General features: G+C 55.1%; 13 protein-coding genes and 2 tRNA genes. 9 read left to right on the top strand and 6 right to left on the bottom strand.

What is annotated here, in order from left to right; translation table 11 throughout:
• Positions 1-72: 72 nt before the first annotated feature.
• The 3 genes from SH248x_RS03140 to SH248x_RS03130 all read left to right on the top strand — a co-directional run bounded on the left by SH248x_RS03140 (position 73) and on the right by SH248x_RS03130 (position 6101).
• Positions 73-1500, top strand: a complete 1428-nt coding sequence (locus SH248x_RS03140) for a circularly permuted type 2 ATP-grasp protein (protein ID WP_459557066.1) — start codon at positions 73-75, stop codon at positions 1498-1500.
• A gap of 53 nt (positions 1501-1553) precedes the next feature.
• Positions 1554-2591, top strand: coding sequence for an alpha-E domain-containing protein (locus tag SH248x_RS03135; RefSeq protein ID WP_459557065.1), 1038 nt, complete (start codon positions 1554-1556; stop codon positions 2589-2591).
• 114 nt (positions 2592-2705) lie between these two features.
• A complete protein-coding gene (locus SH248x_RS03130) occupies positions 2706-6101 on the top strand; it encodes a transglutaminase family protein (protein ID WP_459557064.1) in 3396 nt (1131 codons plus the stop codon).
• A gap of 141 nt (positions 6102-6242) precedes the next feature.
• Here the strand turns inward: SH248x_RS03130 and SH248x_RS03125 are convergent, their stop codons facing one another.
• Positions 6243-6518, bottom strand: a complete 276-nt coding sequence (locus tag SH248x_RS03125) for a DUF6881 domain-containing protein (protein WP_459557063.1) — start codon at positions 6516-6518, stop codon at positions 6243-6245.
• Between the two features lie 157 nt (positions 6519-6675).
• Here SH248x_RS03125 and SH248x_RS03120 point away from each other — a divergent pair, with 157 nt between their 5' ends.
• Positions 6676-9207 carry a circularly permuted type 2 ATP-grasp protein gene (locus SH248x_RS03120; protein WP_459557062.1) on the top strand — a complete coding sequence of 844 codons (2532 nt, stop codon included), beginning with the start codon at positions 6676-6678 and terminating at the stop codon, positions 9205-9207.
• 25 nt (positions 9208-9232) lie between these two features.
• Positions 9233-10105 carry a transglutaminase family protein gene (locus SH248x_RS03115; protein WP_459557061.1) on the top strand — a complete coding sequence of 291 codons (873 nt, stop codon included), beginning with the start codon at positions 9233-9235 and terminating at the stop codon, positions 10103-10105.
• A gap of 144 nt (positions 10106-10249) precedes the next feature.
• On the opposite strand, the gene SH248x_RS03110 is transcribed toward SH248x_RS03115, so the two are convergent.
• Positions 10250-11386, bottom strand: coding sequence for a hypothetical protein (locus tag SH248x_RS03110; RefSeq protein ID WP_459557060.1), 1137 nt, complete (start codon positions 11384-11386; stop codon positions 10250-10252).
• Between the two features lie 322 nt (positions 11387-11708).
• Here SH248x_RS03110 and SH248x_RS03105 point away from each other — a divergent pair.
• Positions 11709-11782: transfer RNA gene (locus tag SH248x_RS03105), tRNA-Arg, on the top strand.
• A gap of 13 nt (positions 11783-11795) precedes the next feature.
• On the opposite strand, the gene SH248x_RS03100 is transcribed toward SH248x_RS03105, so the two are convergent.
• Positions 11796-11912: transfer RNA gene (locus tag SH248x_RS03100), tRNA-Arg, on the bottom strand.
• On the opposite strand from SH248x_RS03100, the gene SH248x_RS03095 reads away from it, so the two are divergent.
• Positions 11899-14148, top strand: a complete 2250-nt coding sequence (locus tag SH248x_RS03095) for an excinuclease ABC subunit UvrA (RefSeq protein ID WP_459557059.1) — start codon at positions 11899-11901, stop codon at positions 14146-14148. The two genes, SH248x_RS03100 and SH248x_RS03095, sit on opposite strands and share 14 nt — an antisense overlap.
• A gap of 278 nt (positions 14149-14426) precedes the next feature.
• Here SH248x_RS03095 and SH248x_RS03090 read toward each other — a convergent pair whose 3' ends face one another.
• On the bottom strand, positions 14427-18596 hold the full coding sequence (locus SH248x_RS03090) for a DUF7133 domain-containing protein (protein ID WP_459557058.1): 4170 nt from the start codon (positions 18594-18596) through the stop codon (positions 14427-14429).
• A gap of 225 nt (positions 18597-18821) precedes the next feature.
• On the opposite strand from SH248x_RS03090, the gene dnaE reads away from it, so the two are divergent.
• Positions 18822-22382: a DNA polymerase III subunit alpha gene (gene dnaE, locus SH248x_RS03085; protein ID WP_459557057.1), complete on the top strand. Its 3561-nt coding sequence runs from the start codon at positions 18822-18824 to the stop codon at positions 22380-22382.
• A 38-nt stretch (positions 22383-22420) separates the two neighbouring features.
• Here the strand turns inward: dnaE and SH248x_RS03080 are convergent, their stop codons facing one another.
• Complete coding sequence (locus tag SH248x_RS03080) at positions 22421-23023, bottom strand: Uma2 family endonuclease (protein WP_459557056.1); 603 nt, start codon at positions 23021-23023, stop codon at positions 22421-22423.
• 155 nt (positions 23024-23178) lie between these two features.
• Between SH248x_RS03080 and SH248x_RS03075 the strand changes: the two genes are divergently transcribed.
• Positions 23179-24339, top strand: coding sequence for a THUMP domain-containing class I SAM-dependent RNA methyltransferase (locus SH248x_RS03075; RefSeq protein WP_459557055.1), 1161 nt, complete (start codon positions 23179-23181; stop codon positions 24337-24339).
• Between the two features lie 121 nt (positions 24340-24460).
• Here SH248x_RS03075 and SH248x_RS03070 read toward each other — a convergent pair whose 3' ends face one another.
• On the bottom strand, positions 24461-25042 hold the full coding sequence (locus SH248x_RS03070) for a GNAT family N-acetyltransferase (RefSeq protein WP_459557054.1): 582 nt from the start codon (positions 25040-25042) through the stop codon (positions 24461-24463).
• Positions 25043-25045 lie beyond the last annotated feature (3 nt).

Below are 25045 nucleotides of genomic sequence, written 5' to 3'. Positions count from 1 at the left end.
TACGTCTGCGGTACGTTGTTTGCAAAGTGGTCGGTAGTCAATCACGACCAAACATCCTTGAGAAACGTGCGCATGAAACCTGACTATGCCTGTGATGGCGTTTACGACGAATTCTTCTCCGCTACCTCGCAGCCTCGCTATCCAGATCTGGCTCACAGTCTGGACATCATGACTCCCGGCTCGCTGAAAAAACGTCAGCAGACCGCGGAAGAACTTCTTCACGAACGCGGGATCACATTTGCCGTTTACGGGCACTCCGACGGTAACGAGAAGATCTGGCCGTTTGATGTCCTGCCTCGGGTCATCACGTCGTCTGATTGGGAGTTGATGCACAGTGGCCTGATCCAGCGGATCCGTGCCCTGAATCTCTTTCTCGATGACGTTTACTCTGATGGCAAGATCATGAAAGACGGCGTCGTCCCCGCCGAGCTGGTCTTTTCTGCCAAGACTTTTCGCAAGCAATGTATGGGCTTCCGACCACCTCAAGGGGTATGGACCCATATCACCGGAACTGACCTGATCCGTCATACCGACGGCCAGATTTACGTTCTGGAAGACAACCTCCGCTGCCCGTCCGGCGTCTCTTATGTGCTCGCGAATCGCGATCTGATGAAGTTCGTGCTACCGGAGATCTTTTCGGGGACATCGATTGCCCCCGTCGAAGAGTATCCAGAGCGTCTGCTCCAGACACTGCAGCAGACGGCTCCTACTGACGTTGAGAACGATGGCCCGGTCTGTGTTCTTTTGACGCCGGGCATCTACAACTCAGCGTACTTTGAACACTGCTTCCTGGCCCAGCAGATGGGGATCGAACTCGTCACGGGGCCTGATCTGGTGATCGACGGGGGCTACGTCAAGATGCGAACGACGCACGGCCTCAAACGAGTCGATGTCATTTACCGACGTATTGACGACGATTTCATTGATCCCCTCGCCTTCCGGGCGGATTCGGCTCTCGGTGTTCCCGGCTTGATGGAAGTTTATCGCAAAGGGAACGTCACGATCGCCAATGCCCCGGGAACGGGCGTCGCGGATGATAAAGCGGTCTATGCTTACGTGCCGAGAATCATTGAGTATTACCTGTCAGAAGAGGCGATCCTGCCGAACGTCCCGACCTACTTGTGTTCCGAACCGGACAGCATGAAATATGTTCTGGAACACCTGGAAGAACTCGTCGTCAAGCCGACCAATGAGTCCGGCGGATATGGGATCCTCATGGGCCCGATGTCGACGGCCGCTGAGCGTGAGAAGACGGCTGCGGAAGTGAAAGCGAATCCGCGTAACTTCATCGCGCAACCGATGCTCAATCTTTCGACAGTCCCGACGATTGCAGGTGATGATGTCCGTCCTCGACACGTCGACCTGCGTCCATTCATCCTATATGGCAAGGAGTTTTACATCCTGCCGGGCGGCCTGACGCGGGTCGCTTTGAAGGAAGGATCGATGATCGTCAACTCCTCGCAAGGTGGCGGTTCAAAAGACACCTGGGTCTTGACGTAGTCAGATAACATCGGACATTCACACACTGAAGTCACTCACCTCGAAGGTCACCAATGCTTAGTCGGGTTGCAGATTGTTTATACTGGATGACGCGTTACCTGGAACGCGCAGAAAACATTGCGCGGTTTATTCATGTCACGCAGAGTATTTCGCTGGGTGATGCCCATAATCCGGATGGGCAGTGGTCGTCACTGATTTTTGCTAATGGCGATACGAAGCAGTATGAAGAGCTTTATCGCACGTACACGCGCCGCAATGTGCTCGAGTTTCTCATCTTTAATCGTGAGAATCCGAACTCGATCATGTCGAGCCTGCTCAAAGCACGAGAGAATGCGCGGACGATTCGCGAAGTCATCAGTGTCGCGATGTGGGAATCGATCAACCGGTTTTATCTGCGTGTGCGAGAAGCAGAACAGCATGCCGACGAGATCCTCAAGAACCCCAGCCAGTTTCTTGACCGGGTCAAACGATCCAGTCACCAGATGATCGGCGCGATGGAAGCGACCATGTCTCACGGCGAAGCCTGGAACTTCGCGCAGATGGGGCGTCTGCTCGAACGAGCGGACATGACGTCGCGCATCCTGGATGTCAAATATTTCATTCTGCTTCCGAAAGCCTCTCAGGTTGGCTCGACGTACGACATCGTCCAATGGTCTGCGTTGCTCGAATCCAGCAGTGCCCTGCTGATGTACCGCAAGGTTTACGGTCGGATTGAGCCGAAGAACGTCGCAGAGTTTCTGCTGCTCGACCGACACTTCCCGCGATCAGTGCGCTACTGCATTGCCACGACGCGGGCCTCGCTGCATTCGATCATCCAGGACTCGCAGCATGTCATGGCTCATCAGCCAGCGTCCGAGCAAAGTGACCCTGAGTATCTTTTGGCTCAGGTGGATCAACAGCTCTCTGATCTGTCGATTGAAGATGTCATTCAACAAGGACTTCACCAGTTTGTCGACGATATCCAGACCAAAGTCAGTGATATCGGACAGGCGATCTATCATGCCTATTTCGAACTTTCGCCGATTCAGGAACAAGTTCAGTCTCAGACAACTGAGAGTGGTGTGTCCACACAAACTCAAAAGCAATCGTAAACCGGCGCGACTTTGTCGCGCCTCTCGTTCACCAGTTCGACCACGACGTCATCACTGATCGATTTTCCTGACTGATTGATCATTGACTGACACCAACATTGTTTAAGGCTCTCCATGTCCATCCGTGTCGCGCTGCATCACAAGACGGTCTATGATTATGACCGCCTCGTTACGCTGGGTCCCCAGATTGTCCGCTTGCGCCCTGCCCCTCACGCCCGCACGCCGATTCTCAGCTATTCTCTGAAGATCGAACCTGAGACCCACTTTCTCAACTGGCAGCAGGATCCATTCAGCAATTACCTAGCGCGACTGGTTTTTCACGAACCGACGCCGAAGTTTTCGGTGACTGTCGATCTCGTTGCCGACATGACGGTGATTAATCCGTTCGACTTTTTCGTGGAAGACTACGCAGACAAATTTCCGTTTAAGTACGAGGAAATTCTCGAGAAAGATCTGAAGCCGTTTCTGGAAACCAAGCCCAACGAAGGGCCTCATTTCGCGAAATATCTTGCCAGTATCGACCGTACGCCGAGGAAGATGGTCAACTTCCTCGTCGAGATCAACACGCAGCTCCAGAAAGACATCGATTACATCATTCGCATGGAACCTGGCGTTCAGACGCCGGAAGAGACTCTGGCAAAACGACTGGGCTCATGTCGCGATTCCGCGTGGCTGCTCGTTCAGCTTTTAAGGCATCTGGGACTCGCGGCGCGCTTCGTCTCGGGATACCTCATCCAGTTGATCCCGGATCTGAAGCCGATTGAAGGGCCGGAAGGTCCTGCGTCCGACTTCACTGACCTTCACGCCTGGGCGGAAGTTTTTATCCCGGGGGCCGGGTGGATCGGGATGGACCCGACTTCAGGGCTTCTCACAGGCGAAGGTCATATTCCTCTGGCTGCGACGCCTGACCCTCAGTCGGCTGCTCCCATTTCAGGGGGCGTTTCGGAATCGGAGGTCGAATTTGACTTCGCGATGACGCTGACACGAATTCACGAAGAGCCTCGCGTGACCAAACCGTTCACGCCCGAAAGCTGGAACGAGGTCGACAAGATCGGCTATCAGGTTGACGAGCGTCTGGAAAAGCTCGGCATCCAGATGACGATGGGTGGCGAGCCGACCTTCGTCTCGATCGATGACATGGAAGGTGCCGAGTGGAACACCGCCGCTGTCGGCCTCGACAAACAACGTCTGTCCGGGAAACTGCTGCGACGACTGCGCGAGAAGTTTGCTCCCGGCGGCTTATTGCACATGGGGCAGGGAAAATGGTATCCCGGCGAGTCGCTACCGCGCTGGGCTTACTCGTGCATCTGGCGTAAAGATGGTGAGCCGATCTGGACCAACCCGCAGTTGCAGGATCCTGATCACCTGATGCCCGAGATCACCGATCAGGAAGCAGGCGCCTTTATTTGCGAGCTGGCGGATCGTCTCGAAGTCGAAGGCAAATGGATTCGTCCTGCCTATGAAGATGTGTGGCAAGTCATCAATCAGGAGCAGCGTCTGCCCGTTGATGTCGATCTCTCCAAGTTCGACCTGACCGATGAAGAAGACCGACGACGTCTGGCGAAAGTCATCGAGCGTGGTATCGCCCGTCCTGTCGGCTATGTGCTGCCTTTGACGCGTGCGTGGTGGCAATCAGCGGCTGCGTGGCGTTCTGGACCATGGCCGTTTCGTAGTCAGCGACTCTTCCTGATTCCGGGCGATTCGCCGATTGGTTTGCGTCTGCCTCTGGATGCTCTGCCGACTTCGTCCACGACACAAGGTCCCGATATTTACGAGCGAGACCCGTTTGAAGGACGCGTTCCGCTCCCCAACTATCAGGAAATTCGACGCGCCGTGAAGCCGCTGAATCTGAAGCAGCCAAACGTCTCGATCCGCGAACAGGCTCGCAGTCGATTTGCAGAACTCGAACTCGATCAGCCACAGGAAACACTCAAGGAGTGGCGTGATCGTCTCACGAAAGAAGAGGGGACTCGCGCGGAGCGAGAAGAATGGTCAACGGAATCGGTCGTTCGAACAGCGGTCTGCGTCGAACACCGTAGCGGTCGGCTGCACGTCTTTATGCCTCCCATCGGGGTTCTCGAAGATTACCTCGAACTCGTGGCTGCGATTGAGCAGACGGCAGAAGCTCTCAACCAGCCTGTGGTTCTCGAAGGCTACATGCCGCCGCATGATCCGCGGATCGAATTTTTGAAAGTGACTCCCGATCCAGGTGTGATCGAAGTCAACGTCCAGCCAGCGGGAAACTGGGACGAGATGAAGGCGATCACCCTTGGTCTTTATGAAGAAGCTCGACAGACGCGTCTGGGGACTGAGAAGTTCCAGCTCGATGGCAAACACACCGGGACTGGCGGCGGGAACCATATCGTGATGGGTGGACCGACTCCGTCCCTCAGTCCGTTTCTGAACCGGCCTGATTTGCTGCGAAGTCTGATCTGCTATTGGGTCAACCACCCGTCGTTGTCTTACCTGTTTTCCAGTCAGTTTATCGGACCGACAAGTCAGGCACCGCGTGTTGATGAAGGTCGTCGTGATACGATTTACGAACTCGAAATTGCGTTCGACCAAATCCCGGAAGCCGGCTGGATTCCGCCATGGCAGGTCGACCGGATCTTCCGTAACCTGCTCATCGATCTGACCGGTAACACGCACCGCGCTGAGATCTGCATCGATAAGCTCTATTCGCCAGACCATGGAGCCGGGCGTCTGGGACTCGTTGAACTTCGTGGCTTCGAGATGCCGCCGCACGCCGAGATGAGCCTTGTCCAGCAGTTGCTCGTTCGCTCTCTGGTCACGATGTTTGCTGAGACGCCGTACGTCCATAAACTGGCCCGCTGGGGGATGGCGTTGCATGATCGGTTCATGCTGCCGTATTACCTGGAGCAGGACCTCTCGAACATCATCCGCGATCTGAATCAGGCCGGCTTCCCGTTCCGGGACGAGTGGTTCAAGACGCACCGTTACTTCCGCTGCCCGGTCGTCGGGGAAGTTGAGTACAACGGCATTCACATCGAGCTGCGTCAGGCGATCGAGCCTTGGTATGTCCTTGGTGAAGAACCGGGTGGTGGCGGTACGACTCGCTATGTCGATTCCTCGCTCGAACGGATTCAGGTCCTCGTCAAGGGGCTGTACAACGACCGTTATGCGGTCTGCGCCAACTCACGCATCCTGCCGCTGCAGCCGACGGATACGCCGGGTCAATGGGTCAGCGGCGTTCGCTATCGTGCCTGGCAACCGCCAAGCTGCCTGCACCCGACGATCCCGGTTCACACGCCGCTGGTCATTGATCTGGTCGACCTGCCCATGGGACGAAGCCTGGGGGGATGTCGCTATCACGTCGATCACCCTGGTGGCCTGAACCCGGCGACCTTCCCGGTCAACGGCCTGGAAGCCGAGTCACGTCGCATGGCCCGCTTCTTTAAATTTGGACATACTCCAGGGCCGTTCCAGCCGATCCCAACGAAACTCCCGCCGGATGTTCAGCACACGCTGGATTTGCGTCGCTGGGATTGATTTAGAGAGACTGGAACGCAGGGCACGCGGAGGGGAGCAGAGGAAACAGAGTTGGAACTCTCCGTTTAGCTATTCATTGCTAAATCTTTAACGGTGTAGGCAATTCGTATTTTCAGATAAGGTGAACTACAAATTCTCACTCTAACCAGCGGTTGCCTTTCGCCACACTGTCTCAAATTCTGACTTTGAGATCGAATGAGGTACAAATTGAGGATCTTCGGCTATCTCATTCAATTCAGGAACAGGAACGATTCCTAATGCCGTTCCTGTAAGATCTTGCGATGGCGGTGCAAAACTCATTGAGCCATCACGAAACACTTCAACTTTTCTGATCTCGTAACGATTCATGTCCAGCTCTGAGAACAGGAATACTGGATCATCACAATCGTGGATCCATTCAACCTTAATGTAGTACATGTGTGGACCTGGTCAGCGGAGTGAATAGATCGCATTATCTGATAGATTCCATCAACCCTTACAATTCTGAGATTCGCTCGACATTGCGGAAAACCACGTTGTCAACTTATGATCTCCAGCCAACACTGAACCTCGCTCTGGATGATAAAGAAGTTCAATGATCTCGGCCACAGAACCAGAAATGACTCTGCGTTACCAGGCTCCCAACGGCGTCTATGATGAACTGTGCAATCCGAATGGACAATTGCGTCCGCGGTGGCAGCAGTTTGCCAGGCTGTTCAGTCGACTTTCTCCCGACGAAATGACGCGTCGCGAATCGTTTGCCGACAAGATGCTCGTCGAGAACGGCGTTACGTTCAACGCGTTTTCTGGAAACGAAACGGGGCAACGTCCGTGGCATCTCGATCTGATCCCGTTGATCCTCACGGCTGCGGAATGGCAGACCGTCAGTGAAGGGCTGACACAGCGGGCCCGTCTGCTCAACCTGCTGGTCCAGGATCTTTATGGGCATCAAAAGCTGATCGCTGATCGAATTTTGCCGGCGGAATTGCTGTATGCCAATCATCGCTACCAGCGGCCGTTTCGACATCTTCATCATGTTGACCCGTTTGCGTTGACGCTGTACTCGGCCGAGCTGGCTCGACTTCAGGATGGGACCTGGGCGGTGATGGCAGACCGGACGGAGGCGCCTCCTGGACTGGGCTATACACTGGAGAACCGGGTCGTCATTTCTCGCGCGATGCCGCAGATGAAGCAACAGCTTCCCGTCCAGCGACTGGCTTCGTTTTACGTTCACCTGCAGAACATTCTCAAGCTGAAAGTTGCGCGACGCACTGATAACCCGCGCATCGTTGTTCTGACTCCCGGTCCTCTGAGTCCTTATTATTTCGAAGACGCCTATCTGGCCCGTTATCTCGGCTACACCCTCGTCGAAGGGGGCGACCTTGCGGTTCGCGACGACAAAGTCTGGCTGAAGACGCTCGCCGGTGTGATGCCGATTGATGTCATCGTTTCGCGTGGGCGCGAAGCGGGGATCGATCCGCTGGAACTTGGCGGGATGGATGCTCATGGCGTGCCCGGAATTCTTCAGGCGATCCGCAAAGGGAATGTTGCGGTCTGCAATGCTCCTGGTTGTGGGTTGATCGAATCCCCCGTGTTTATGGCGTACCTGCCGACGCTGTGCAAAGAGCTGCTGGGTGAAGAGCTTCTCATTCCTTCCATCGCCACGTACTGGTGCGGCGATCAAGGTCAACGGGAAATCGTCGAGCAGAAGTTTGATGATCTCGTCATCAAGTCCGCCTTCCAACCCTCAGGCGGGACTGAGTACGTCACGAGCCAGATGGAGCAGCCTGCTCGTGAAACACTGCGGGAACAGCTGCGTTTACGTCCGTGGGAGTTTATCGCTCAGCCCAAGGTCGCGCGTTCGTCGCTGCCGATCTGGAGCCAGGGGCAGGTTCAGTGCGGTCACGCGGCAGTTCGTGCATATGTTGTTGCGGATGAAGATCGCTATCACACGATGCATGGCGGTCTGGTTCGTGTCGCTGAGACGATTTCTCCGATGGAACTTTCGATCAATGCGGGCTTCTGCAGCAAAGATCTCTGGGTTCTCGCGGATGGTCCGATCGATGATGTGACGCTACTGGCGGCTGAAGATAAACCTGTCCCGCTCAAACGGACCGGGGCACTCTTCCCGAGTCGGGTCGCTGACAATCTCTACTGGCTGGGGCAGGCGATCGAGCGAGCCGATTTTTTGACTCGTGTGTACCGGATGGCTCTCGAGCGTCTGACCATCGAAGCGACCATCGACAACACGGAGATGATTCCGTTGACGCGCATGATGGCGCACCAGGGCATCATCGAAGCTGACTATGCTGTCGATGGCCTCGATACGAATCTGCCGCCGCTCGAAACGGCGTTACCTCTCCAGATTTTTGATCGAAAAGATCCGAACGGTCTGGGAGCTTCGCTCAACGAGATGGTCCGGCTGGCGTCGCTGACTCGTGACTGGTTGTCTCCGGAAACCTGGCGTCAGATCGATCATACAGGGAAGACATTCCTGCAGGCGAATTCGAAACGTTTCTCCGATGAGCACATTGAATCTCTCAACATGCTCAATCAACTGATGATCAATCTGGCATCGGTCAGCGGGCTGGTTCACGAAGGGATGATTCGTGGTCCATCGTGGGGGTTTCTGGATCTCGGACGACGCATTCAGCGTGGGGTTGATATCGTCCGTGTGCTGCAAAGCGTGATGGAGCCCCAGTACCTGCGCAGTAAGGCGACACTCAAGATCTTGCTGGAGCTTCTTGATTGCAAGATGACGTATCGCAACCGTTATCTCAATAACCTCCAGCACCACGCCGTCCTCGACCTTGCCTTGACTGACGAAACAAATCCGCATTCACTGGGCTTCCAACTGGCGGCGATCGTCTCTCACGTCGACCGCCTGCCGAATGATGTCACTGATCCACTGCTCGCCGATGAAAAACGGATTGTTCTTCAGGCGATCGATCATGTCCGACAGCTGACCTTCGAACGACTCGTCTCGGCCCCTGATTCGAAGATGAACGATCTACTCATCACGTCTGAGAATCTGCTGCGGTCCTTCAGCGATGTCATCATCCGCAAGTACCTGGTTCACTCCGGCATCCCGCGTCACATTACCAGCTTCGGAGCGGAAGAGGCTTAGGCGTCTACGAAATCATTAACACATTATGAAATACAGAATCACACACACCACGGTGTACTCCGGCGACGAACGGGTTTCGGTCTGTCACAATGCGGCCTGGTTGTTTCCTCGCAGCATTGCCTCGCAGAAGGTTCATCACACTCGTCTGGATATTACTCCCAGCCCTTCCGTCAGAACCGATCTGGAAGACCCTTTTGGTAACCAGATGTCGCTGTTTTCGTTCAACGAAGGCTATGACAAGCTGACCGTCACCGCCCTGAGTGATATCACCGTTAACGGTCGTATTCTTCCTCCGCTGCAGCAATCCCCGGCGTGGGAAGAAATTAAACGCGAGCTCGAAAGCCGACAGTCACCGGGGGCACTCGAAGCAGCTGAGTATCTTTATGACACCCAGCACGTCAAATCATTCGCGGAACTGCGCGATTACACCAAAGCCTCGTTTACGCCGGGGCGTCCCATCCTTGAAGCGATGGCGAATCTGACGTCGCGCATCCACAAAGACTTTCGTTACGATCCGACAACCACGACCGTGACCAGTTCCGTTGCGGAGGTCTTCGGTCACCACTCTGGCGTCTGTCAGGACTTCGCTCACCTTGCAATCGCGGGCATGCGTTCCATTGGGCTGGCAGCCCGCTACATCAGCGGTTATCTGCGAACCTACCCGCCTCCAGGAAAACCTCGGCTCGTCGGGACCGATGCCTCGCATGCCTGGTACTCGGCCTATTGCGGCGAGTATCTCAGCTGGGTCGACTCAGACCCCACCAACAACATCTTCCCCAATCTCGAACACGTCACCCTCGCCTGGGGACGTGACTACAACGACGTCCCCCCGATCAAAGGTGTCTACCTTGGCGGCGGCAACCACCAACTCAATGTCAGTGTCGATGTCGCGACGTGATAGAGTTCCGTCTCCCTGGAGGGGAGCCGTGTTCCATTCCTTCTCCCTTGAGGAGAGAAGGTGCCCGAAGGGCGGATGAGGGTGGTCGACAGGCAATCACAAGCATTCATTTGCTGGTTTGATGAGAGGCAAGCGAAGCTCTTTTCACTGCCCCTGCTTCATCGCTGGCACAACACCTGTCAATGACTGCTGACGTCGTCGCTCGTCGTTGTAGACGGTCGCTGTTAAGCTGATCAACTCAGCCTTTCGGTCGGGCAGGACGCCGTCCATCCGGTTGGCCATCTGCTCTATCCATGAAGGCTGGTTCTGCATCGCCTTTGACATGGTGTGGACAAACAGACTCACTTCGCGAAAGTTGCGATCCGCGATGACATTGCTGATCGGCGAGATCAGCTTGGCGGCCGTCTCGATCGCTGTGGACGGGAAGCTGATGAAGACATCCGCTGTATGCGTCACGAAGAAGCGTCCGTCAGCTTGTGGCTTGAGTTCTGATTTGAGTGCGAAGATCGCTGAGCCGTGGATCGCCTTGTTGAGGAACGGGCTGGCAAAGTCTCCATCGACGTAGACGACCTGCACCCCGTTTCCACGGAAGAGGTAATCCACAACGGCCTGCGTTCCTGCTTTGTCGTCGCATTCGTACTCCTGGGGTCCGGTCTGATAAAGATTCATCTTCGTGACGCCGAGACCTCGCCAAATGGCGACGGCCACGTCGGGATGCGACACGAAGTATTGATACGCCTGAGGATCAACTTCGAACGAGATCGTCGGCATGTGACGATACAAACTGACTTTGCTCAGGACCTGCTGGCAACGCATCTGGTCCTTCTGAGACATCTGACGAAAGGGGAGTTCCCTGACGGCTTGCTGGCGTGTCGTCACATCAGACGACGCGGCTTTCTGAATCTTAAAGTCTTTAAAGACTCTCTGAAGCTCTTCATCACTGACGGTATCGCCCAGATGTTTCTGATCAAACGTCTGCATGCGATTGACGTTATCAGAAATCTGACGCTGAATCTCTTCAGACGTCGCGGGTGACGAATTGGGCACCTTCGCGACTCCCGCGGGTGTAACCGGTGCACTGCCGGTCGCAGGCTGTGCATTCGTCGTCGTTGGTAATACGCCAGGGACCGGCACGGGAAGCAGGAAGGCTTCCTCAATGGGTGCAGGTTTGAGTGGCGGTTCATAGGCCAGGAGGGCGGGGCCGGCGATCATGCCTGAAAACAGGCATGCTGCCACTGCCGCGCGGACCGTCCTGGTACCGGCGTTATGGTAAATCATCATCGTGAAAACGCTCCCCCCAGAGCATTTTGTCCCGCGAGTTGTCGCCATCGAGAACAGACTTCTTGAGAAAATCTGTCTCGATCCCGTCAATTCGCAGGAGAAAGATGTTCGACCGAGTCAGACAGGCTGAGCTCGGTACGTTATCATCGTCATAATCGATACATATTCCATCGACAGTCGCGAGATAACAGCGTAGCCCGATTTCGTTTTCATACGTTGGATTTGTAAGGACGACAGAACACGCCAAACGTGCACGATCCGATTCAAGTCGAACCACAGCAGATTGAATCTGTCAGGACGTTGTCATAGACTTTCAAAACCAGCACCTGTAGCTCAGCAGGATAGAGCGGCGGTTTCCTAAACCGCAGGCCGTGGGTTCGAATCCCGCCAGGTGCACTTATCCTGAAAACGTCGCCAGAGGGGATTCAATCCCACGACCAACGGATTAGAAATCCGTTGCTCTCACGGAATGGCGTGTTGGCCGAATCAATAGCTGTGAGAGTGTATCAGAGTTGAGTATCGCGACGACGAAGACGCTCCAACTGACTGGCGTCCGTGAACGGACACTCAAAGAGATCAGTGTCGAACTACCGCTGGGTAAGTTCATTCTCGTCACGGGTGTCAGCGGTGCGGGGAAATCTTCGCTGGTTGTGGAGACGATTTTTGCGGAGTCTCAGCGTCGATATCTGGAGACCTTCTCGCCGACGATTCGCCAGCAACTCAGTGGCGTCAAGACGCCCGCACTGGATCATGCGGACGGGTTGGTGAACTGCCTGCTGATCACCAACGAAGGGGATCGCTTTCCCAAACGCAAACCGGTCTGGGAAGTTCTTGACGCCGATGAGGCAGTGCGTCAGCTTTTTGTGCGTGGCAGCGAGATTCACTGTCCTGTCTGCGGGGAGCGTATCCGGACTTGGACTGCGGAAACGTTGACGGATGAGTTGATTGCGACTGCAGAGGGGCAACGAGCCGTTATTGGGTTCCCGACCGAAACACCGAGTCCAAATACTGATCCGGCGCGTCTCATCTCGCTTGATAAAACTCGCAAGCTTCAAGTCATTGATCGTGTCAAAGTTCAGGCCGAGGATCGCGGACGCATTCATGAAAGCATCGAGCTGTCGATGATGGAAGGCGAAGGGCGTTGTGTCGTCCTTGTCGAAAGTGATACGGGTTCGATTGAGTACTCGGGACGTATCTTCGAGCAGCACATCTACTCACGATTGCCCTACTGCTGGAAGGATGACCGCTGGGTCGTCATGCCGTCCTGGTCATGGGATGAACCGACCGGTGAGACGGATGAAAATGCCTTTGGTTTCATGAAACTCACATTTCGTGAACTGCTCTCACTGACGTCGTCAGAGCTTTACGAACGACTGCTTCGACACAGTATGGCCGAGGAAACCAATGTCGTTGTTCGCAACGCCCGTCAGCAACTCATTGACGTCTGTCGCGTTCTTATTGAACTCGGTCTTGGTCATCTTCATGTGGGTCAGCGTTATGGCGAACTCTCGGGCGGCGAGCGGACTCGTCTGCTTCTGACGAGCGTTAACATGCTTGCCCCGGTGGAATCGATGCTGATCATTGATGAACTCAGTCCTGGCCAAAGCGACGAAGTCCTCAGCGATGTCATCGGCTCCTTGAAGCAACTTGTCCATGCTGGCAATACGGTTGTCGTCGTTGATCATCATTCGATGCTCGCCTCGTCTGTGGATTGGATCATCGAACTCGGCCCGGGCGCCGGCACGGAGGGTGGTACCGTCATTTTCAATGGTCCGTCAAAAGAGTGGTACGCGAAACCTGAGTCACTCACGCTCAGCATTTCCGAACCGCCCAAGAAGCGCTCGTGGGCCAAACTTGACGATCTGCCTTCGACGACTTTCGACCTCAAGGACGCTAAGCTTCTTCTCGGCAGGATCAATGCTGTGACCGGTCCGCGAGGTAAGAGTCGGTTCCTGAAAGAAGTCCTGTTTGGGTGGGCACAAGGGCAACCATCGGAGGATGCAACCAGCAAAAAGAAAACGAGAACGAAAACCGGTTTGTTTGATGAAGTTGTCCTCGTCGACCAGGAACGCATCAGTGGCAGCAAACGCAGCATGCCTGCTTCGATCATGAAGCTGATGCCGGAGATCCGTGATCTCTTTGCGGAGTCGATGGAAGCCCAACTGCGCAACTGGAACTCGCGTTACTTTTCCCTGCACGTCGAAGGGGGTGGCCGCTGCCCGCGCTGCACGGGTGTCGGTGAAGTCGAGGTCGACCTCAAGCACCTTGCTCTTGTCTCGGTCGTCTGCCCCGAGTGCAATGGGACTCGTTATCTCCCTGAAGTCCTTAATGCTCGTTACCGTGGACTTTCGATCGCTGAGGTACTCAACCTCAGTGTCGATGAAGCATTTCTTTTCTTTCGTTCGCAGATGAGCATTCAGAAGAAGCTTCAGGTCATGCGCGAACTCGGGCTGGGCTACATTCGCTTAGGCCAGCCGACTCGCACCCTCTCTTCCGGGGAAACCCAGCGTCTGAAAATTGCGACCAACATTGTGACGATCTCCGCCAAGAAGAAACTCTTCCTGCTCGACGAGCCAACCGCAGGCCTTCATGCCAGCGAGATCGCCAAGCTCTGGACGACGCTCCAGGAACTCACTGCGGGCGGGCATACGGTCGTCATTGCTGAGCATGACGCTGCAGTGATCGATGCGGCGGATCATCGAGTTCATATCCGTCCCGCGACCAATCCGTCTGAGAGATTCCTTGTCTCGAACGCTGACTGAGGAAGGCCGGAGAGACTGGAACGCAGAGGTCGCAGGGGAGAGCAGAGGTCGCGGAGTTTCTTGAGGAGTTGGGTTCCTGGATTTACTCACATGACTTGGGAGAGAGAGTTTTGCATAACCGGATTTCTGTCGGTTGAACGTCACGCAGGAGTGAGTTGCGCGATGAACTGGGGTCAGCTGGAAATCCTGACCCCAGCCACCCGTGATCTCCTCTGCGTTCTCTGCTCAACTCAGCGAACTCTGCGTTGCAGTCTTACCTTCCCTCAACCAGACATCACTTACTGATGCTTCGCTTGTTCTTCCAGGTAGTCGACCAGGGAGGCAAGTTCGAACACCGTCAGCTGGTGAGCCACTGACTCGGGCATGATTGATGTTTCCATATTGGCGCGCTGTTCGATGTCGCCTTTCGGAATGACGAACTCAGCTGCGTTGGCATCACGAATGACAACGCGGTCTGCTTCTTCCTTGACGACGAACCCGGTGTAGATTTTTCCTTCTGAGGAGGCGATGGTGACGGTCGCAAACCCCTGAGCAATTGTCTTATTCGGCAGCACGATCGCTTCCGCCAGTTGAGGACGCTTGTAGGTCTTAGCGATGTTACCCAGGTAAGGTCCAATCTGTCGGGCATCCTTCGTCACAGCGTGGCAGCCGACGCAGTTAGCTTTGACGAACAGACGCTCGCCGAATGCAAGGTCTCCCTTCGTCGAGACTGCCTGGGCAATCGCCTCTTCCGGCTTGAGAGTTTTGATGACTGGTGTCCGGTCTGGGGCGCGGTCTTTGAGCTTTAGTTCTGACTTCACCTGTTTGGCCAGCGTGTTGAATTCTGACTTCGAATCAGCGGCTGTCTCCAGAATCTGGTCTTCGAGGAAGACGTTCCTGGACTTAAGTGATGCATTGAGCAATTGCGGACGACGAGAGGCTTTCGCCCAGGCTTGCGTCAACACCTCCGAGGCTCGCGTGCGTCCTTCGACGCTCGTCTGCTTGCCGTTCGCCAGTGAGAGCAGAACCACATCGGCCCACACTCCCAGTTTGTTGGACGGGCTGGATGCGACCTGCTGAAGTTGACTGATCGACGTTTCGAGCGTGCGGGATTGCTCGATTGACTTGATAGCCTTCGCCATCTTTGCAGGTTGCGGATTGGCATCGAGTCGCGCGAGTGCCTCGAGAATCGGCAGCAGGACGCCGGCCGATGGAATTCGTGTCAGACAGTCAACACTATCCAGCAGAATCTGATCATTCGACGATGACAACTTCACCGCTTTCATCGCGATTGCTTCTGCTTCAGCAGGCAGATCATCCCGCTTGGCCAACTGCGAAACGGCTTCAGCGACGTAGCTGTCGTCCTTCAAGGCTTTCGCGATGAGTGTCGTCAGCGCCTTATCGACGTTGATGCGGTTGCGGGCCATCTCCGTCAGCAGAAAGGTGGCCTGCTCGTGACCAGCCGAGTTCATCGTCTGATCAAGAAAAGCCAGAATGCGAGGCGACTCGCTCCACGTCACTGGCTTGTAATACGGCCCGCGCGTATCCGGGCGGGTGCCCCAGGACTCGCCGTCCCAGTCCGCTTCTTTGTTGTAGAGGCGGCAGAGGGCGGACAGGATGTTCGTCTTCACCTGAGGATCTTTCGCTGACTGATATCCAGCGATCAATCCATCAACCGTCTTGGCATCGTGCATCTTCGCCAGGGCACGTGTGACCCCTTTCGACTCCTCAACACTGGCTTGACCGAGAAGTTGCAGAGTCGGAGCAATCAGTTGTCGCTTAGCTGCTGAGTTGATCGCAACGTGCAGCGTGACGGAATCAGTCGATGTCAGTCCTTTCAGGATCTCTGCATCAGTTGCTCCTTCTGGCAACTTGCCGATGAACTGGCGCTCGGCTGTTTGCTTCCCTGTGATCGATGCGATGACCTTATCCGTTGGATCCTTCCCGCGTCGTCCCAGCTCCCGCTGTGCTTCCACTCGACGACGATAGCTGTCTGAATTTAGCAATGCCATCAGTTCCTGATCACTTGCTTTCGCAAAATCCGGCAGTGGTTCTGGCTTGAACCCCTTGGGCTTTACACAAACGATGTACCCGACGTTCGGTCCCGCCCAGTCAAACGTCGCCCCTTTCCAACTCGCGGCATACACCCGGCTGTTGGCATCGACATCCGCATCGGTCGGACGAGTCATACGAATGAATGGTTCAGGCTTGCGAGTCTCTTTGAACGTCGCGCCGTTGGGTTCGACTTTATGATGAAAGACTGCTCCCGTTCCCCAATCGACGGTGAACGGTGCATTGTTCCAGCTTCCGAACCCTGGCTCGTCAATGTAAACCGCCCCGCAACCAGATCCCCCGCCGTAGTCAGCCAGGGGGGCAAGCGCTTCATCGGCGAAGTTCTTGTACAATTTGGGATAACCGTGATCACCAGCCTGGAGCAAATGGTGAAAGCGGACATTCCAACCGTCGCCGTCGTTGGTGTTATCGCGAGTGAACATGTCCATGGTCGGGCTGATCGCGACTTCGAGAATGTTCCGCGTCCCGGTGGCATAGAGTTCCAGACCGGTTCCATCCGGGCGAACACGAATGACCCCGCCGCCACGATGCGTCAGTGTACGACCATCGGCCCCTTCGGCCTTCGTGAATCCGAAGTCACCGCCGGCGATGTAGATCCAGCCGTCGACGCCCATGGAGAGGCCGTTCGTTGTGTGGTCGGCTGGTCGTTTGTCGTATGCGAACGCAAGATTTTTCACGAGAATCTTCTCTTCATCAGCGACGCCGTCTCCATCACGGTCAATGTAGACACTCAAATGCGGCGGGTGCATCAGGTAGAGGCGGTCCTTGTCCCAGATCAGCCCGCGCGGGGCATCGACTTCACAGAAGACTTTCGTTTCGTCCGCGCGTCCATCGCCGTCGTGATCTTTCAGTCGAATGATACGACCACGCTTGGCATTGCGTCCCAGTGATCCGTTTCCATCCGAGCTGACAAACACTGTTCCGTCAGGGGCAGCCGCGACGAAGACCGGGTAGTTGACCGCAGGCGGAGCAGCAAACAGCGTGACTTCAAAACCATCGGCGACTTTGACGTCCTTGAGGATCTCTGCTTCCTGCTCAGCGGTCAGCTTCTCGATGCGAGGGGGGATATTCCCTTGTCGTTTGTAAATCGCCTCGTCCGAATTCGGGTCGGGGCCGCAGCAGCCTTCCTGCAGTTCGATTCGGTCGAATTTATCGCCGGTCAGCTTCACTTCACGAATACTGCACCAGCCCCCATTCGGCCCACCAACGCCGACGATTCGCAGAGAAGTGATTTCCATCGAGCCATCGAGCTTCTCAGCTGTGGTGATCTTTTCGCGATTGTTGGTTCGATCGAGCAGGACATTCCAGTTATCGCCGTCAGCTGTTCCTTCGACGCGGTAGCGGTAGACCGACTGGCTTTCCCAGTCGAGCTTGATCGTGTTGACCTTCTGCGGCGAAGGAAACTTCAGAGTTAATGTCTGTGGGTAGTCCCCATTGCTCGCACACCAGCGTGTTTCGAGATCATCATCGATCGCATTCCAGGCGTAGTTATCCTTGCCCGTTTCTTCGCTGCTTGCGGAAACGGTCGCTGCCAGTCCTCGACCATCGTCAGGGTATTTTTTCTTCGGGGGAGCTTGGGAGACAACCGGCTTCTCAATCTTTTTAACCGTGTTTTTGCCAGTGAATGGCTTCAGGTAGTCATCGTTCAGTTTGTCACATGACCAGAGTAAGCCGCGTGTCAGCAGTTCGAGATAGCGGGGGTCTTCGACGGTCTTCGTGTTGTGGCCCAGAGTGGTGCTGAAGCTGCGAGCCCCGGCTCGTTCGTTCGTCCAGACGACAACGTGTTCATCGACGACTTCCTTGCCGTTTCGCTGAAAGACCTGCTTGCCGCGAGCCAGTGGAGTGATGTCATAGACTTTGACGTTGTTGTAGAGCTCTTCTTTGATCGTCGTCCAATCAGACAGCGTTTTGGTGATCGGGTGATCGGAGTCGAGAAAACTAACGGCGATCGGCTCCTGTGGGCCGTGAGACGTCGAGTGAATTCCCAGGTGTTTAGGCCAATTGTCCGAGCCGTCTCGGAACGAGTGCATCGCGCAGTGCAGGTGAACGGCCGGGATTTTCTGGTGAGTTGTCAGAATATTTTTGATTGCTTCAGAAGACTTATTATCCGCAGCACATTCGTCGTGAATAATGACGTCGTAACCATCTGCCCAGTTGGGATTCTCAAACAGCGCCAGCGGCGGCTTGGTTGATTTGTCGTCGGTCCAGATGACATCGACCTGCACATTCGCCCGCGCCTGAATCCCCTCACTGAGGACCTTATGCTGGCCCGGATAATCGTGACAACAGCCTCCTGCGATCAGAAGTGCTTTCAGGGGCTTAGTCGCCTGGGCAAAGGCAGCCTGTCCGAACAGCAGAACGGCAACAAAGAGCACGCTGGGCAGCAGTTTCGACATGAAAATCCTCGAACTTCGAATCTCTCAAGACAGGTGAACACTTTCCGATGCGTTCGAAAGTACCCGTTAGCGACAACTTTCGCAAGAACGCCCTTGTCGATTCTTAATAACCTCATTGCCCAGCTGTTTGTGAACGCGTCAATTAGAAAATAACGCGTTTATTTGATACCATGAAGCAGCCCAGGCCGGCAGGTACGCAATTGCATTTCAGGACGGAGCGACACGATGATCGATGTGGTCAGGAACGAACCAGTAGATTCAGCAACTTCCATTTTGACTGGTCCCTTCGCCCACCTTCACTGCCACTCGCATTACAGTCTGCTCGATGGGGCCAACCGCATCCCCTCGATGCTGAAAAAGTGCAAAGAAAACAACATGAATTCCTTGGCCATCACGGACCACGGGAATCTCTTCGGGGCGCTCGAATTCTATTCAAAATGCCGAGAAGCGAGCATCAACCCGATCATCGGCTACGAAGCCTACGTCGCCCCCGGGAAACGCACGGACCGCGGCGCGACCCGCATGAAGGAAGCCAGCTTTCACCTCACGCTGCTGGCGATGAACAAGACGGGCTTTCATAATCTGATCAAGATGGCCTCCATCGCCTATCTGGAGGGTTTTTACTACAAACCCCGGATCGATAAAGACCTCCTCGCCGCCCACAGTGAAGGGCTCATCTGCCTGACCGGCTGTGCATCGAGTGAGCTGTCTCACTATATCCTCAAAGAAGATGATGAATCGGCTGAGCGTCTTCTCAAGTGGTATGAGCAGAACTTCGGCGACCGCGTTTACCTGGAGATCCAGGACTCGGGCGTGCAGATCCAGAAGGACTGCATGGAAGGAACCATTCGTCTCGCGGATCGCTTTGGGCTCCCTCTCGTCGCGACCAACGATGCCCACTATCTCAATAAAGAAGATGCCTCCAATCACGATATTCTCCTGTGCGTCAACACCAAGGCGATGCGCAGCGATGAGAAACGGATGAAACTCGATGGCTGTGAGTTTCACGTCCGCACGCCGGAGGAAATGTACAAGGTCTTCGGCAAGCATCACGAAGCCGTCAAACGCAGCCAGGAAATTGCGGACCGCTGCGATATTCAGATCGACCTCAAAGCCCGTCACTTTCCGGTCTTCGCACCGCCGCCGGGTCGCACTGATAGTGAGTATCTGCGAGAACTCTGCAACGAAGGTCTCATCTGGCGTTATGGGGAAAATCCTGCCCAGGTCTATCTCGATCGACTTGAGCAGGAACTCAAAGTCATCAATAAGATGGGCTATGCGAGTTACTTCCTGATCGTCTGGGACTTCGCTCGCTTTGCCCGTTCTCACGACATCCCCTGTACCGCGCGGGGGTCGGCCTGCGGAGCCCTTGTCGCGTACCTGCTTGGACTGGGCGATGTTTGCCCGATTCAATATGACCTGCTCTTCGAGCGTTTTCTCGACCCTTCCCGAACGGAAGCTCCCGATATCGATATCGACTTCTGTCGCGACCGACGACAGATGGTCATCGATTATGTCAAAGACAAATACGGCTCGGAAAACGTCGCACAGATCGGCACGTTCGGAACTCTCAAGGCCAAAGCCGCGATCCGCGACGTCGGCCGCGCGCTTGGCATACCCCTGATGCGTGTCAATGAGATCGCGAAACTGGTCCCGGAAGACTTAAAAGTCACTGTCAAATCGGCCCTCGAAGAGTCTCCCGACATCAAGCAGATGTATGACTCCGATTCCGAGATCAAGGAATTGATGGATGTCGCGATGGCGCTCGAAGGTCTGGCGCGGAACGTCGGTACGCACGCCGCCGGTGTCGTGATCGGGAATCGCCCGTTGATGGAGATCGTTCCGCTACAGAGGATCACCGGTAAAGAAGACATCATCACCCAGTGGACCGACGTCGAAAAAGCTGGTCTGCTGAAGATGGACTTCCTGGGGCTGCGCAACCTGACGATTCTCGACAAAGCTGTCAAAAACGTTCGGATGAACTTTCCCGACTTCAACATGAAGCCGATTGATTTCCCACTCGACGACAAGGAAACGTTCGCCCTTCTTCAGCGTGGCGAAACGAAAGGGATCTTCCAACTGGAGTCCGGCGGGATGCGTGACCTGCTCACGAAAATGAAGCCGGATAAATTCGCCGACATCATCGCGACCTCTGCGCTCTACCGTCCCGGCCCTCTCGAAGGGGGGATGGTCATGACGTACGTCAACGTCAAGCACGGCCGCGAGCCGATTCCGAAGGTCCACCCGCTCGTCGATGCCGTCCTGGATGAGACCTACGGCGTCATGGTCTACCAGGAACAGGTGATGCGGATTCTCAACCGCGTCGGAGGGATCGAGCTGTCCGCTGCCTACCAGTGCATTAAGGCGATCAGCAAGAAAAAAATTGACATCATGACCAAGAACAAAGAACAGTTCTTGAGTGGTGCCGAGAAGAACAACATGCCGCGCGAGCAGGCGGACGACCTGTGGAACCTGATCGAGAAATTCGCGGGCTACGGCTTTAACAAATCTCACAGTACCGCCTACGGCGCGATTGCTTACCAGACGGCGTACCTGAAGGCCCACTTCCCTCATGAGTTCATGGCCGCCCTTCTTTCCTGCGGAATGGAAAGTAGCGAGCGGATCGCAGAGCACGTCGATGACTGCCGGCGGATGAAGATCGAAGTCATCCCGCCCGACATCAACAGCTCCGATGTCGAGTTCAAAGTCGTCGGCAAGAAACTCAGCTTCGGTCTGGGGGCCGTCAAAGGAGTCGGAACCAATGCTGTCATCGCGATGGTGGAAGAGCGCGAAGCCAACGGCCCGTTCAAAAACATTCTCGATCTCGCTGAGCGAGTTGATCCCAAAGCCCTGACCAAGGGCAACCTGGAAACTCTGATCAAGGTCGGTGCCCTCGATTCGTTTGGCCCCAACCGAGAGCAACACATGCTCCTGGTCGAGCGTGCCGTCCAGCTCGCCGCCACGAAGCTGCGCGACAAAGCCCGTGGCCAGCGTTCTCTCTTCGAAGCCATGCAGGCTCAAGATGAAGCCAACGGCGAACAAGCCATTAACCTCCCCGATGCCGCCGATTGGCATGACCGACAGAAGCTCGCTGCCGAGAAAGAAATCCTCGGCTTTTACCTTTCCAGCCACCCGCTCGCCGAGTTCGAAAGCCAGCTGGTTTCATTCGCGACGCATAACATGGTGGATATCAAGGATCTCGAAGACGGCGCCGAAGTTGTCCTCGGCGGCATGGTCTCCTCGATCAAGAAAGTGATGTCTAAAAAGCCAAGCCGCAACGGCAACAGCCGGTATGCGAACTTCGATTTCGAAGACGGCACGGGTGTCATTCGCTGCATCATGTGGTCGGACCAATTCGCGGACTATGAACCTCTACTGGAAGCCGACGCCATCCGCATCATTCTGGGGCGCGTCGATAACAAACGCAACGAGCCCAACATCATCGTCAATAAGATGATGACGATCGACCAGGCCCGCAAAGACTTCACCCAGCACCTTTCGATCCGCATCGCCAAAGGCGTTCACACCAGCGCTGATGTTCAGAAGGTCCGCAAGATCCTTAAGAACCACCCTGGAAAAACCTCGGTCATCGTCTTCGTCGATTCCTACGACGACGCCCAGCCCGAGGACCGCTACCGCCTCACCCTCGCGACTCCCGGCACAATGAACGTCTCCTGCAACCCCGACCTGCAGCAGCAACTGGAAGAGGTCCTCGGGAGAGCATCGATCAAGCTGCACGGAGCAAGCTCGAGACGTTCGGGATCGGGGCAGTCGATCGGGCGGTGAGCGATCCCTGTGCCTGTAACGGAAATCGTTGAGTGATCTTATTCAACGGGAATCATCAGTGAGCTGACTGGAATCTCAACGGAATCATTTCCAGTCTGGAAAGTAACGCTTTGGTCTTCTGTGTAGATGATTCTGTCATTGTATTTCCAAGGGCCAATTGCATCGCGGTATGGACCCGTCATGACTTCAACTTGTCGCTCAATGAGGTTCACAATCCAGTATTCAGAAATTTGATTTTCTGCATAAAGCCCCAACTTCTCACCGCGATCAACAGCCAGTGAAGAATCAGCAACTTCCACAAGCAGGCAAACAGCTGCACCCTCTGGAATCTTGTTTCCAAATGAGTGTCGAGAACCTCGGATGACATAGATGTCCGGTTGTGGAGTGCTGTCTTTCAGCCGTAGCGCCCCCTGATTAACGATGCCAAACCGGTTTCGAGGGAGACCGGATTCGAGTCGAAACCCAAGTTCTCCAGTCGCAATCATGTGCGCAGCTCCAATCGCCTGCATGCTTCGAATCTCTCCTCGAATCAGCTCTGTTCGTTCGTCTGGATGAATGAAACCCTCATCGTGGAGACGTTCGTACTCCTTGTGAGTAAATTTCCGAACTGGTGTGCACGCAATTGGAAAACCCGTACTCATCGAAATTTCCTCTTAAACCATCAATACAGTGCCATATTATGTCCTGAAGTAGAATCACAGACAATCGCAAATTGATTCACTTGTTCCTCATTAGCAATCGGTTAGGCTACTGGATTCCTTCCATACCTATTTCAGAATTACGTGCGATCCCCCCCATGCAACTCACCCTCCAGGCCCATACCGCCTTTGGTCTCGAAGCCGTCGTCGCGCGCGAACTCAAGGGGCTGGGTGTCGAAAATGTCATCTCTGAAAATGGCAAGCTCACCTGGGATACCGATACCCGGGGCATGATCGATGCCCACCTCTGGCTACGTTGCGCCGACCGGATTACGCTGCAGATCGATACCTTCCAGGCGCGCGACTTTGACGATCTGTTCGACTGGATCAAGACGATGCGCTGGGAGCGCTGGATCACCAAGACGTCGAAGTTTCCCGTCAACGTTAAGCTCAATAAGTCTCAGATCAACAGCGTTCCCAACACGCAGAAGATCGTCAAGAAAGCCATCGTTGAACGCCTCTCTCAGGCCTACAACATGACGCAGTTCCCTGAAACCGGTGCCGTTTGTGCCATTGAATGCGTCATCGACAAAGACCAGGTCACCCTCGGCCTCAATACCTGCGGCGCTGGACTTCACAAACGCGGCTACCGCAAACTCGTCGGCGAAGCCCCTCTGCGTGAAACCCTTGCAGCAGCCCTCATTCAGCTCAGCTACTGGAACAAAGACCGTCTTCTTGTCGACCCCTTCTGCGGCAGCGGCACGATCCTTATCGAAGCCGCCATGATCGCCCGCAATCAGGCTCCCGGGCTGAACCGCGAGTTCGCCGCAGAAGCCTGGCCGTGGATCGAGAAGAAAGAGTGGCTCGATGCCCGCCAGTCCGCCGGTTCCAAGATCGAACCCATCACGGAGAAAGGGTTGATCGCCGGTTACGACGAAGACCCAGAAGCCATCAGGCTCTCACTCTATCACCTCCAACAGGCCGGCATGTCCGATCTCGTCCATGTCCAGCAGCGACGCTTCGAAGACTTCAGCACCCAGAAGAAATTCGGCTGTGTGATCACCAACCCGCCGTATGGCGAGCGTCTCAGCGAAGTCGAGCAGGTCCAGAAGCTGACCCAGATCATGGGCAAGAAACTTCGCGAACTCGAAACCTGGTCGATCTACGTCATCTCCGCTCTGGAAGACTTCGAAACCTACTACGGCAAACCCGCCGACCGCAGACGCAAGCTCTACAACGGCCCGATCCCCTGCACCTACTACCAATACGCGGGCCCCAAACCGCCACGCGAGAATGTTCCTACCGAGAAAGAAAATTAGCCACAGAGAACACAGAGATCTCAGAGTTTGAGTGCAGGAAATATTTCTGTTTTGATTCAGAACCTGTTTGCAGCTATCTCTCGTTTAGTCTCCCTCTGTGTTCTCTGTGGCAAACTTATTCTCAATCATCCTCCATCAGCAACTGTGGCAACTTTCCGTGAAAATCGATCGTCCGGAACATCGTGCGCGTCACCTTGAAGCCGATGGATTCGTACAACGTCACTGCTTTATGATTATCAGCAGTGACCTCTAAAAACACCGACTTAAACCCAAACTTCCGAAACCCCTCGATCGACTTGAGCACCAGGATCTTTCCCAATCCGCGATGCCTGTGCGCTGGCGTGATGCCGACATTCTGAATCGATCCCACCTGAGGCGTGTGTCCCAGGCCCTGGATCGTCCCGCAATAGTCGATCTCTGTTTGTCCCTGATACGCCAGCAGCCAGGTGGCATCAGCGATGAACGTGTGCTTGGCAGAGATGTCTTTCATCAACTGCAGGCAGCCCGTGTATTTTCCCAGGGCAGGAAAGATCAAGCTGTCAAATTCCTCCTGAAACGCCCGATGCTTCGTCTCGCTGTGCAAGGTCATCAGGCTACGCGACCACTCCATCCAGACGTAACCGTCTGGCAATGGCGGAGCAGGCTGCGGCGGTTCCGACAGCGATAGCGTCATCCGATATCGTTTCACAAAAATCGTCGACATGGC

It is taken from the genome of Lacunimicrobium album (genome assembly GCF_052161635.1).
Lineage (GTDB): Bacteria > Planctomycetota > Planctomycetia > Planctomycetales > Planctomycetaceae > SXPC01.
The sequence above is the reverse complement of the archived record's forward strand: the minus strand, read 5'-3'. Positions and strand labels throughout refer to the sequence as shown.